The sequence below is a fragment of the Haladaptatus sp. T7 genome (assembly GCF_026008575.1).
Classification (GTDB): domain Archaea; phylum Halobacteriota; class Halobacteria; order Halobacteriales; family Haladaptataceae; genus Haladaptatus; species Haladaptatus paucihalophilus.
In genome coordinates this window covers 871,403-883,274 of record NZ_BROP01000001.1, presented here as the reverse complement: position 1 = coordinate 883,274, position 11,872 = coordinate 871,403, and the positions used below count along the sequence as shown (strand labels likewise).

10 protein-coding genes are annotated in these 11,872 nt (G+C 63.7%); 3 read left to right on the top strand and 7 right to left on the bottom strand.

Annotated features, from left to right (window positions below):
* Nucleotides 1-79 precede the first annotated feature (79 nt).
* The 3 genes from OPC11_RS04860 to OPC11_RS04850 are packed head-to-tail and all read left to right on the top strand — an operon-like array spanning nucleotide 80 to nucleotide 3,687.
* Nucleotides 80-805 carry a helix-turn-helix domain-containing protein gene (locus tag OPC11_RS04860; protein ID WP_007976921.1) on the top strand — a complete coding sequence of 242 codons (726 nt, stop codon included), beginning with the start codon at nucleotides 80-82 and terminating at the stop codon, nucleotides 803-805.
* A gap of 60 nt (nucleotides 806-865) precedes the next feature.
* Nucleotides 866-2,854 (top strand): prolyl oligopeptidase family serine peptidase, encoded by a 1,989-nt coding sequence (locus tag OPC11_RS04855; protein WP_264781175.1) that lies wholly within the window; start codon nucleotides 866-868, stop codon nucleotides 2,852-2,854.
* Nucleotides 2,851-3,687: a M55 family metallopeptidase gene (locus tag OPC11_RS04850; protein ID WP_264781174.1), complete on the top strand. Its 837-nt coding sequence runs from the start codon at nucleotides 2,851-2,853 to the stop codon at nucleotides 3,685-3,687. Before OPC11_RS04855 ends, OPC11_RS04850 begins: the two co-directional genes overlap by 4 nt.
* A 251-nt stretch (nucleotides 3,688-3,938) precedes the next feature.
* Here OPC11_RS04850 and dacB read toward each other — a convergent pair whose 3' ends face one another.
* The 7 genes from dacB to OPC11_RS04815 form a co-directional block, all read right to left on the bottom strand.
* Nucleotides 3,939-5,207 (bottom strand): D-alanyl-D-alanine carboxypeptidase/D-alanyl-D-alanine-endopeptidase, encoded by a 1,269-nt coding sequence (gene dacB, locus OPC11_RS04845; protein ID WP_264781329.1) that lies wholly within the window; start codon nucleotides 5,205-5,207, stop codon nucleotides 3,939-3,941.
* A gap of 5 nt (nucleotides 5,208-5,212) precedes the next feature.
* The gene (locus OPC11_RS04840) at nucleotides 5,213-6,496 is read right to left on the bottom strand and encodes an oligopeptide/dipeptide ABC transporter ATP-binding protein (protein WP_264781173.1); all 1,284 of its coding nucleotides are present in this window, start codon (nucleotides 6,494-6,496) and stop codon (nucleotides 5,213-5,215) included.
* Nucleotides 6,493-7,503, bottom strand: coding sequence for an ABC transporter ATP-binding protein (locus tag OPC11_RS04835; protein ID WP_007976926.1), 1,011 nt, complete (start codon nucleotides 7,501-7,503; stop codon nucleotides 6,493-6,495). The genes OPC11_RS04840 and OPC11_RS04835 overlap by 4 nt, the downstream gene beginning before the upstream one ends.
* The gene (locus OPC11_RS04830) at nucleotides 7,500-8,561 is read right to left on the bottom strand and encodes an ABC transporter permease (RefSeq protein WP_232423752.1); all 1,062 of its coding nucleotides are present in this window, start codon (nucleotides 8,559-8,561) and stop codon (nucleotides 7,500-7,502) included. The genes OPC11_RS04835 and OPC11_RS04830 overlap by 4 nt, the downstream gene beginning before the upstream one ends.
* A gap of 1 nt (nucleotide 8,562) precedes the next feature.
* On the bottom strand, nucleotides 8,563-9,513 hold the full coding sequence (locus OPC11_RS04825; RefSeq protein ID WP_026177781.1) for an ABC transporter permease: 951 nt from the start codon (nucleotides 9,511-9,513) through the stop codon (nucleotides 8,563-8,565).
* Between the two features lie 29 nt (nucleotides 9,514-9,542).
* Nucleotides 9,543-11,252: an ABC transporter substrate-binding protein gene (locus tag OPC11_RS04820; RefSeq protein WP_264781172.1), complete on the bottom strand. Its 1,710-nt coding sequence runs from the start codon at nucleotides 11,250-11,252 to the stop codon at nucleotides 9,543-9,545.
* Nucleotides 11,253-11,341: 89 nt separating this feature from the next.
* Nucleotides 11,342-11,824, bottom strand: a complete 483-nt coding sequence (locus OPC11_RS04815; protein ID WP_264781171.1) for a hypothetical protein — start codon at nucleotides 11,822-11,824, stop codon at nucleotides 11,342-11,344.
* Between the last annotated feature and the right edge of the window lie 48 nt (nucleotides 11,825-11,872).

Sequence of the window (11,872 nt, the reverse complement as noted above, 5' to 3'; positions counted from 1 at the left end):
CGAATCGATCGTCTTCTTCTGAAATGTAATCTCCGCAATACACAAATTTTTCATGATGTGGGAGAATGACACACGCAGAATGAGCGTCATCCACGTCTCGGAGAAACACGACGGAACGACACATCGGCAAGTGGAACTCAAATTCTGGCATCCGGGATGCTGGACGCTCGAAGTCTCCGACGAGTACGACGGAACCCACATCATCGAGAAGTCGCTCTACCCGACCGACGAGATGGTTAAGGGTGACTTCATCATCGTTTCCGAGGGTGACCACGACATCGAGACGTTCGTCGAAGCCATCGACTCCCACCGCGTGGTCGAGAGCACGGCCATCCTGAAACACAGCGGCGACCGCGCCCGCGTCGTCGTCACCTACGCGCGCTCGTCCAGCATCGTCCCGGAAATCGTCAACTCGGAGTTCATGCCCATCGAACCCGTGCACATCACCGGCGGGTACGAGTACTGGACCGTCCTCGTCCGCTCGGACCAACTCGAATCCGTCTTCACCAGACTCGAAGACGAGTACGACGTGCAGTTGGAATCGATTCACGAGGTGGACCCCCACGACAACGTGGAGTTCGCCAACACCAGCGACCGGATTTACGACTCGCTTTCGGCCCGCCAGACGGAGTGTCTCTTCTCGGCGCACGAGGCGGGCTACTACAACTGGCCGCGTGACGTGACCGCGAACGACATCGCCGCCGACTTCGGCATCAGCGGCCCGACGTTCCTCGAACACCTCAGGAAGGGCGAACAGAAGGTCCTCAACGCCTTCCTCACCAAACTCGCCAAGCGAAACTACTGACCGCGCCGTCCCGTTGGCCGCATCACGAACCGATTTGAGGGTCGCCCCGAATGGTGATGCATGCCACCTTCCCTCACTATTTCCGACGTATTGGACGTGGAGTATCCCGACCCCCCGGCGTGGTCCGCGGACGGCGACTTTCTCGCGGCGACAGCGTACGAGGACGACGGGAACGCCCTGTTCGTGACCGACCCCGACGGGAACCGCTCGTGGCGATTTTCCCCCGAGGAGTGCTACGTCTTCGACTTCGAGTGGTCGCCGACGAAGCCCGAACTTCTCGTTGCGACCGACGCGGGCGAGTTACTGCTCGCCGACCCGGAGCGACGGACGACCGAGCGACTGCTCTCCGGGCCGGAGCCCACGGAATCGTACACGTGGTCGAACGACGGGACGCGGTTCGCGTTCTACCGCGACGGACGACCGACCGTCCGCGACGCCGAAACCGGAACCGAACGCGGGTTCGACGGGCCGAAACGAGGCCCGTTCCTCGGCGAATCCCGGATGTTCGCGTGGTCCGACGACGACACCTATCTGGCCTATCGGTTCGTGGAGGACGAAACCACACACGTCGGCGTCATCGATGTCGAATCCGCCAGCGGCCACACCGACGAACTGGTCTGGCGCACGCACGGCGAGATGGCGAATTCCTGCCCCGCGTGGCTGGCCGACGGTCGCGTCATTTTCGACCGGCGTGGTGAGGGCGGGACGATGAGACGAATCGTCGCCGCGGACCCCGAGACGGGCGAGGAGACCGTTCTCGTCGAGGAAATCGACCGCGAACGCGGTATCGTTTCGAGCGGTGCCCCGGCGGTGTCCCCCGACGGGACGAAAATCGCACTCTCGCTCCCGTTGGACGGGTGGGACCACGTTCACGTCGTCGATGTGACGTCTGGAGAGCGAACCCAACTCACTCGTGGGGCGTTCGAGGACAAGGGTGTCGCCGACGCGACGCCGCGGTGGCTGGACGACGAGACCCTCGTCTTCGCCTCCAATCGGAACGATTCCGGGCAGCGCCACCTGTTCGCCGTTACGCTCGACGGTGACACGACGTCGCTCGTCGAGACGCCCGGAACCAACGTCCACCCGCGCCCAGCACCGGACGGCGAAACCCTCGCGTACGTCCACGCCGACCGAGCGCGTTCGCCGGAGCTTCGGGTTTCGAGCGTGGTCGACGGTGAACCGAGGCGACTCACCCGCTCGTCAGTCGAGGAATGGCCGACGGCCCCCATCGACCCCGACCGAATCGAGTTCGAAAGCGCGGGACGGCGTATCGACGGCTATCTGTTGGACCCGCGGAAGTCCGATTCTGTCGCGGACGACGCCGCGGACCTTCCCGCCGTCGTCTGCGTTCACGGCGGGCCGATGCGCCAGATGCGCGACGGTTGGCATCCGTCGCGCTCCTACGGCCTCTTTTACACCTATCACCAGTACCTCGCCGCGAAGGGCTACGCCTGCCTCTTCGTCAACTATCGCGGCGGCATCGGCTACGGGAGGGAGTTCAGACAGGCCATCGCGGGGTCCCGCGGGGAGGACGAAATCGAGGACGTGGCGCGTGCGGGCGAGTTCCTGCAATCGCTGGACTACGTGGACGCCGATTCCGTCGCCGTGTGGGGCCTCTCCTACGGCGGTTACGCGACGCTCCAAGTCCTCGGGACGCACCCCGATACCTTCTCGCTCGGCATCAACCTCGCCGGATTGGCGGACCTCGAACTGTACCGCGAGTGGGCCGAGGAGACGAAATACCCGGCGGCCGTCTCGACCGAAGTGTTGCGGATGGGCGGCGAACCGTGGGAGGTCCCCGAGCGCTGGGACGAGGCTTCCCCGGTGACGCACATGGCGGACTACGAGGTTCCGCTGTACAACTTCCACGGGACGGGCGACCGGTACGTCAACTTCGAGCAACTCGACGTGGTGGTCGAAACGCTCACCGACCTCGGAAAGGAGTTCGACGCCGACCACTACCCCGGCGAGAATCACGTCTTCTCGAAGCGGGCGACGTGGAGGCGAACCTTGAGGAAGGTCGAACGAGTGTTGGAGGACGAACGATGAAGGTCTTCATCTCCGCCGATATGGAGGGAATCACAGGCATCGCCGACCCGAGCGACGTGGTGAAAGGCGAGGCCGACTACCCCGCCGGACGGGAAGCGATGGTCGCCGACGTGAACGCGGCCGTCGAGGGTGCTCTCTCCGGCGGTGCCGAGGCGGTCCTGGTCAACGACTCGCACTCCTCGATGACGAACTTGCCCCACAAATCGCTGCACGAATCGGCCCGCCTGATCCGCGGCGGCACGAAACCGTGGTCGATGATGCAGGGCCTGTCCGAGGACCACGACGTCGCCTTCTTCGTCGGCTATCACGCCAAGGCCGGAACGCCGGAGGCCGTCCTGAACCACACCTACTACGGACAGGTCCTCCTCTCGCTCCGCGTGAACGGCACGGAGGTCGGCGAACTCGGCTGGAACGCCGGACTCGCGGCCTCGATCGGCGTTCCGGTCGGCCTCGTTACGGGCGACGACGCGACCGAAGCGGAGGCCCTCGACCGTCTGGAGGACGTCGAAACCGCCGTCGTCAAGGACGCCGTTGACCGGTTCACCGCGAACTGCCTCCCTCCCGAACGGGCACGGGCGCGGATTCGGGACGGTGCGGAGCGGGCGGTCCGCCGGGCGTCCGACTTCGCGCAACCGACGCCGGACGAACCGGTGACCATCGAGGCCGACTGGGCGGCGACGAATCAGGCCGCCAGCGCGGCGGGGATTCCGTCGGTCGAACGCGTCGCTGGTCGGACGACCCGCATCGAAGCGGACTCGTACGTCGCGGCGTTCGAGGCGTCCGTGGCGATGTTGCACGGCGGCGGTGCGGGGAGGAACGAGTTCTACGGGTAGGCGGTGGCGGTCCCGCGTCGATGATGTTCGACGCATTTCTTCCATCCGGGTCGTGTTCGTCCGCGGACTGTACGCTCGCGGACGTTTGCCTCTTTTCGCAGTGATACCTCCGCGGGTACAACGAGACTGGAAACGAAATCGGGAACCGGAACACCACTCGAACCAGCTGCTCGACGGCTATCGTTCCGATGGATTCGAGGAACCGGTCCATGGGGTGGACTGGCCTCGTTTTTACTGAAAAACCTTCGCGCTCAGTCAGCCACTCCCGACACGAACGCGTCGATTCGCTCCCGCGCCCGCTCCTCGTCGTCGCCGACGAGTCCGCCGAGGAGGACGGAGAACATCACGTCGGTTCCGTCCCCCCTGTGGACGATTCCCGAGAGCGTCCTGCTCCCGGTGAGCGTGCCGGTCTTCGCCCGAACGCCCGAAACGTCGGCGAATCGCTCCGCCAGCGTTCCCTCGCCGGGTGCGGGAAGCGAGTCGAAGAACGTCTCGGACCACGGCCGTTCTCCGACCCATTCGAGCGTCCGCACCAGCCCCTGCGCCGAAATCAGGTTGTAGCGCGAGAGGCCGGATCCATCGCGGATTCGAGCGCGCCCGGCGTCGCGGGCGTCGAGGAAGTCGCCGACGACGCGTTCCCACGCGTCCCACGACCCTTCGGCGCGAACTTCGCGGGCGACGGTTCGGGCGAGTTGCTCCGCGAGGAAGTTGTCCGAGGGGACGTTCATCTCGCGGACGAGTTCGGAGACGGGCGGAGAGGTCACGGTGGCGACCGTCTCGCCCGATTCGGTATCGTCCGTGACGCGAACGCCGCCGGTGTGGTTCACGCCCTTCGCTTCGAGCGCGTCACGGAACGCGAGCAGACAGTGACGAACGGGGTCACCGACCGGGACGGTTTCGGTTTGGGGTTCTCCGGGGGGTTTTCCTTCCACTCGAATCGTATTCTCGGGACAGTCGCGGAACACCCGCAACTCCGCCGCGGCTTCGTCGAATTGGGCGCGGATTTCGACGGCAGCCGTGTCCGGCGTCACTTCGACGTCGGTGCCGGACACCGTAACGGAAACCGTGTTGCCGGAAAGCGCCAGCGGGGTGCTCTCCGCGCCGTAGCCGTACCGCCCGTCTTCCCACATCCAGCCCGGTCCGCGAGATTGGTCGCAGAACCATCCCGTATCCGCGACGATGTTCGTCACGCTCCCGATACCGGCGTCCCGAACCGCGTCGGCGAGCCGCGAGAGGTCGTCCGGCGACAGAGACGGGTCCCCCCGCCCCGAGAGCACGAGCGAATCTCCCAGCCGCGAGACGCGCGTCTCGAAGCGATAGGACGGGCCGAGGTGATGCAGCGAGAGGGCGGCGGTGAGCAGTTTCGTGTTCGACGCGGGCGGGAGCGGCACGTCCGGGTTCCGCGACGCGAGGACGGACCCGCCGCGTTCGCGGGCCAGTACGCTCGTGACGAACGAATCCGAGTCGAGGATGTCGGTGTGGGGAGCGTCGGCGTCGGGAGTGCTCGCGTCGGCGTCCATTCCACTCACCACGAGAACGCGGCCCGGTCGTCGACGTCGAGGTGACAGGCCGATTGCTGTCCGTCGGCGACCGATTCCAGTTCCGGCACGTCGGTTTCACACGGCGACTGGTACGTATCGAGCGCCTCCCGTGCGCCGTTCCAGTCCCCGCTCGCCGCAGCCGAGACGGCCTGCTCGACCGTCTCGTCGACCGCCGTGGGGAGCGTTTCCGTGAAGTATTCCGACCGAACGGCGGCGGGTTCGGCGTCCGTTTTGAGGGACTCCGCTCGAACGTCCTCCTTGAGGTCCATGTACTCGCGGTAGGTTTCGCGCGTGAACGGATGGGGGACGATGATGTCCGGACAGCGCGTGTGGAACTTACACCCGGACGGCGGGTCGCTGGGACTCGGCACGTCGCCGACGAGTTTCGGTTCGACGGCGCGCGTGTCCGGGTCGGGGTTCGGGACCGCATCGAGCAGCGCGCGGGTGTAGGGGTGATGTGGCTCCGTGAAGATGCGCTCGACAGGTCCCGTCTCCACGAAGTCGCCGAGGTACATCACGGCCACGCGGTCGGCGACGTTCCGGACGACGCTCAGGTCGTGCGTGATGAACAGGTAGGTCAGGTCGTACTCGTCCTGAATGTCCTGCATGAGCGAGAGGATTTGGGCCTGCACGCTCATGTCGAGGCCGCTCACGGGTTCGTCGGCGACCACGAGGTCCGGGTTGATGGAGAGCGCCCGCGCGAGGTTGATGCGCTGGCGCTGCCCTCCCGAGAACTCGTGGGGGTAGCGGCCGTAGTGTTCCTCCTTCAACCCGACCTGTCCGAGCAGTTCCACGACCCGCTCCCGCCGTCGGTCCTCATCCCATCCGGCCGCTTCCAGCGGGTCCGCGATGATGTTCCCGACCTTCCGTCGCGGGTTGAGACTCGACTGCGGGTCCTGAAACACCATCTGGGCGTTCCGGCGGAACGTCCGTTTCGCGTCCGAATCGAACGTCGTCGTCCGAGTTCCGCGGAACTCGACGGCACCGCCGGTCGGTTCCGTCAACCCGAGAAGGGTTCGTGCGAGCGTCGATTTCCCACACCCCGACTCGCCGACGACGCCGAGCGTCTCGCCGGGTTGCAGGTCGAAGCTCACGCCATCGACCGCCCTGACGCGCTGGTCGTCCAGCGTCAGCGGAAAGCCGCCGTCGGAGTTCCACCTGAGCGAACTGATGAACCCGGTGTTCACCGGAAAGTGTTTCGTCAGGTTCTCGACCCTGAGGAGCGGTTCGTCCTTCCCTCTCGGTGGCTGTCGTACCTGTTGACTCATGGTTTTCCTCGCTGGTGCAGTCGCGGTTCGTCGGTTCCGTACCCCTCCTCGTAGAGGATGCAGGCCGAATCGTGGTCCGGCCCCACGTCGAGTCGCGGCGGTTCGATTCGCGCACAGTCGTCGACCGCGACGGGACAGCGCGTACGGAATCGACACCCGGACGGCGGGTCGATGGCGCTCGGCATCGTCCCCTCGATGGGATTGAGATTATCCACTCGTTCGTCCGGTCGAACGACCGAGCGCAAGAGCGACTGCGTGTACGGATGTTTCGGATTGCGGTACAACTCCTCGTAGGGCGCGTGTTCGACCACCTTGCCAAGGTACATCACGGCCACGCGGTTGCACACCTCGCGGACGACGCCGAGGTCGTGGGTGACGTAGACGATAGCGGTGTCGTACTTCGCCTGAATCTCGTCGAACAGGTCGAGGATTTGGGCCTGAATCGTCACGTCGAGCGCCGTCGTCGGCTCGTCCGCGATGATGAGCTTCGGGTTGCACGACAGCGCCATGGCGATGAGGACGCGCTGGCGCATTCCCCCCGAAAACTCGTGTGGGTACTGGTCCACTCGCTGTTCGGGGTCCGGGATTCCCACGTCGTCCAGCAGTTCGATGGCCCGGTCGTAGGCTTCCGACTCCGTAGCGTCGGTGTGATACTCGACGATTTCGGCGATTTGGTTCCCGACGGTGAAGACGGGGTTCAGCGCCGTCATCGGGTCCTGAAAGACGAACGAGATTTCGCTCCCGCGGACCTCCCGCCGGAGTTCCCGCTCGGAGCACTCGGTCAAGTCGCGTCCGTCGAACCGGACGGAGCCATCGACCACTTTTCCGGGCGAGTTGACGAGGCCGAGGAGGCTCTTCACCGTGACGCTCTTTCCGGCCCCGCTCTCGCCGACCAGTCCGAGCGTCTCGCCCCTGTCGACCTCGAAGCTCACGCCGTCAACTGCCTGCACGATACCGCTCTCGGTGTAGAAGTACGTCCGCAGGTTCTCGACTTCGAGTAGGCTCATCGGTTTCCTCCGTCTTCGTCGGGTCGTCTATCGACGGCCGTTCCGCCGTCCGTCGCCGCGCTGTCCGTCACCGCGTCGGGTTCTTCTCTCTGTCGGTCGTCGGTGGGCAGGAAGTCGTCGCCGAGTTCGTCCCAGTCGGGCTTCCACAGCGTGGTCCGCGGGTCCATCGCGTCGCGAAGGCCGTCGCCGAGCATGTTGAATCCCATCACGGTGAGGAATATCATCATGCCGGGGAACACGGCGGCCCACGGCGCGATTATCATGGCCTGCTGTGCATCGTTCAGCATCCGTCCCCACGAGGCCGTGGGCGGCTGGACGCCGAATCCGAGGAACGACAGCGCCGCCGCGCCGATGATGACGCCGCCCATCGAGAGCGTTGCCTGAACGATAACCGCGGTCAGCCCGTTCGGAACGATTTCTCGGAAGAGGATGGTCCGGGTCGGAAGTCCGGCGGCGCGCGCCGCTTCGACGTACTCCGCCTCCCGTAGTGAGAGGACTTCCGAACGCATCACGCGGGCGTACGCCGGAATGCCGATGACCCCGTAGGCGAGAAAGAGGTTGTACACGCTCGGTCCCATGATGGCCATGAGCGTCATGGCAAGGATGAGACCGGGAATCGAGTACAACACCTCCAGCGATCGCATGATGAGGTCGTCGATTCTGCCGCCGAAGTAGGCCGCCGTCGCACCGCAGGCGACGCCGCCGAGGAAGCTGATTCCGACGGAGATGACGCCGATGGCGAGCGCGATTCTGCTCCCGTAGATAACACGCGACAGCACGTCACGCCCGAACTGGTCGGTCCCCATCGGGTGGGAAAGCGACGGTGGCGAGTAACGGTTCATCGTGTTCATCTGATGGGGGTCCGCGTGGATGGCGGTGATGAGTTGCTTATTGAACACCACGAGGTCGATGGTCGAGAAGACGGCCAGCACGACGAGAACGCCGACCATTATCGCACCGGCGATAGCCGTCGGACTGTGCCGTAACTCTCGAACCGTCCCTCGTAGGCGACTCTCCGTGTCTATTTCGGCTTCCGTAATTGGTTGATTCGTACTCATGTCAGTCGTATCTGATTCGCGGATCGATGTAGGCGTAGGCCAGGTCCGTCAACAGGACGCCCATCAGGAACAGGAACGCGAATATCAGGGTGAGACCCATGATGACGCCGTAATCCTGGTGCGTCATGCCGGTGAAGAACAACCGGCCAATGCCCGGAATGGCGAAGATTTTCTCGGCGATGACGCTGCCGTCCAGCAGGAACGACAACTGCAGTCCGATGATGGTGACGAGCGGCAACAGCGCGTTCCTGAAGGCGTGTTTGAGCAGGATGCGCCGCTCGGGAAGTCCGTAGGCGCGCGCCGTTTGGACGTAATCCTGCGATAACTCCTCGACCATGCTCGAACGCGTCATCCGCATCAGCGTCGCGGTCTGTGCGGTCGCGAGCGTGATGACCGGCATTATCAGTCGTTTCGTGGACTCGACCGGGGCTTGGGCGAACGGGACGTACCCGGACGCCGGGAGCCACTGGAACTCCAAGGCGAGGAGGAAGATGAGCATCAGTCCCAGCCAGAAGTTCGGCGTCGAGAGTCCGACCAGTCCTAAGAAGCGCGACACGTGGTCGCCGAGCTGGTTGTGCCGCGAAGCGGCGTAGACGCCGAGCAGGATCGAAATCGGCAACGCGATGGCGTAGGAAAGGCCCATCAGCGTCAGCGTGGGGGCGATGCGTTCCATCATCAGGTCGGCGACGGGTCGTTTTCGCATGAACGACTCGCCGAGGTTGCCGTGCAGGATTCGCCCGAGGTAGTCGAGGTACTGTTGCCACAGCGGTCGGTCGAAGCCATACTGGTGAATGAGTTGGTCCGCGAGCTCCTTGCTCGGGTTCAGGCCGAGGTAGATTCGAACCGGATTGCCCGGAAGGGAGTGCATCATGACGAACGTCAGCGTGAAAACCCCCAGCAGGACCGGTATCATTTGAAGGAGCCGCCGGGCGGTGTATCGATACATACTCATGATTCGTGTGTACGGAAATGGATGGGGAGTTAGTTGCTCAGCGACGAGTTCGACCACTCGTTACACAGCGGCTGTGAGACGAATGCGGTCGGCTCGTAGTCGTTCACCTTCTTGCTCCACGCGGTGGCGGACTGCTCCGAGTAGACCGGAATGTGCGGGTACTCGGACATGAACGTCTCCGCGGCGTCGATGTACAGCTGTCGGCGCTCGTCGCGGCTCTGGAGTTCTCGCGCTTTGCGGATCTTCTCGTCGGCTTTCTGGAGCTTCTTGCTGTCGGGGTGCGCCTCGTAGAGCATCCCGGCGGACGCGTTGCCCACGTAGTCGTCCGGCACCGGGCTGTCATCGTTGCGCGGGTCGCGGAACAGGTAGTAGTAGAACCCGTCCGGGTCCTGCCCGCCCGACCAACCGTAGAAGGTGACGTCGTACTCGCCCGTGTCGAGTTGGTCGAGCCACTCGCCGATAGACACCTCCTGCACCTCGGCGTTGATGCCCACCTTGTCCATCTCGTTCTGGAGCATGATGGCCATGTTCTTGAACTTCCCAGAGGAGTGGGTGGACATGTTCACGCTGAAGCCGTCGCCGTAGCCCGCCTCATTCAGGAGCTGTTTCGCCTTGTCGTGGTCCTTTGCCGGGTAGTACTTCTCCTTCCATTCCTTCCACGGGAAGTCCCATGCCTCGTTGACTTCTTTCGGCATGAAGCCGTAGACGCGCTTGCCCAGCTCGCCCTTCGTCACCTTTAGCATCTCGTCGTAATCGACGAGGTACTGCATGGCCTTGCGCACCTTTCGGTTGCCGAACGGCTCGTGTTTCGCGTTGAAGATGAGGCCGTTGTAGTCGAACTGCGAGATGCGCTTCATCTGGATGTTGCTCTGGCCCTGTGCTTTCTTGAGGAGGTCCTTCGGGACTCCCGCCTGGTGGACGTTGCCCGTCGCCAACTCGACGAACTGCACCGACGCCTTGGGGATGATGCGGTATTTGAGCTGCTTCAGGTTCGGCGCTTCGAGGAAGTAGTCGTCGAAGCGTTCGAGCGTGAGGTCGGAGCCGGACTGCCAATCCTTGAGTTTGAACGGCCCGCTTCCGACTGGTTCCTGGGCGAACTTCTTTTGGCCCTTGCTTTCCGCGGCCTTCTTCGGGATGATGGCGGCGTTCATGCCCGCCAGCGTCAACTCGAACAGCGCGTAGGGGTGCTTGAGGTTGAACGTCACCTCGTAATCGCCCGACTTCTTGACGTTATCGATGAACGCGAGGTTCTCCTGATTCGTGGATTTGTTGTCCGGGTTGAGCACCCAGCTGAACGAGTACTCAACGTCGTCGGCAGTGAGCTTGCTTCCGTCGTGGAACGTTACGCCCTGCCGAATCGGAACGGTGTAGGTCGTCTCGTCCTGCTTTTTCGGCTTCTCCTTGGCGAGGTGGGGGACCACCTCGCTCCCGTCGGGTTTGACGGCCAAGAGGGGGTCGAAGATGTAATTCAACATCCCGTTGGCCCACGCGAGTTCGTTCATACGCGGGTCGAGGGTCGTCGCGTCCTCGGGCGCGGTGTTGACGAACGTTCCACCCTTTGCGCCCCCGTTGCCGTTTCCACCGGTGTCCGTGTTGCCAGAGTTGTCCGTTCCGGCTCCGCCGGGATTATCACCGGTCGTACTTTTACCGCCACAGCCGGCGAGCGCGGTCGCACCGCCGAGTGCGCTCACCGTCAAAAACCGCCGTCGATTCAACGAGTATTCGTATTTGTCTGTCATGGTATCGGTCGTCGGGGTAATTGCCCCGGTTCGTGATACCTAATAGCAAAGATGGACGCGGCATATAACGCCGCCCTTTCATACTAGGGCTAACGCGAGACGACACTTATTTCCACGCTATCGGCCAGATTTTGACGGTCCGTATCCGTCGCAAGAAACGCCGAGAGGGTTTGGGTCCCCTGTATCGGTCGCCACACGTCCCCGTCGTCTCCGGCGCGACGAATCTGTCCGTCCCACGTCCCCTCGAACAATCTGACTCCCTGCCGTCGAAACGCGACCGTCCGCGGTGTCTCTGGCGGTTCGAACCCCCGCTCGTCGGCCTCCGGGATTCCGTTCACCGACCATCCCCACAGCTTGCTCGTCGGCAATCGAACGCTCAAGGGAATCGGAAACCTGTTTTCCACCCGAAACATGAACCGCGCCGGTTCTCCGACGACGATTTCACGGGGCGCGCGGAGTTCGACGGAGAGACAACGGAGCGCGACCGAATTCGGCACGAGACCCGCGACAAACCCCCCCGCGTCCTCGATTTCCCCCACCGGGTCGGGCGAAAGCCTCTCTGACGGTTTCATGGATTCGTCACCGTCCCCGCCACGCAAAGGTCTTTCTCACGGCATTCG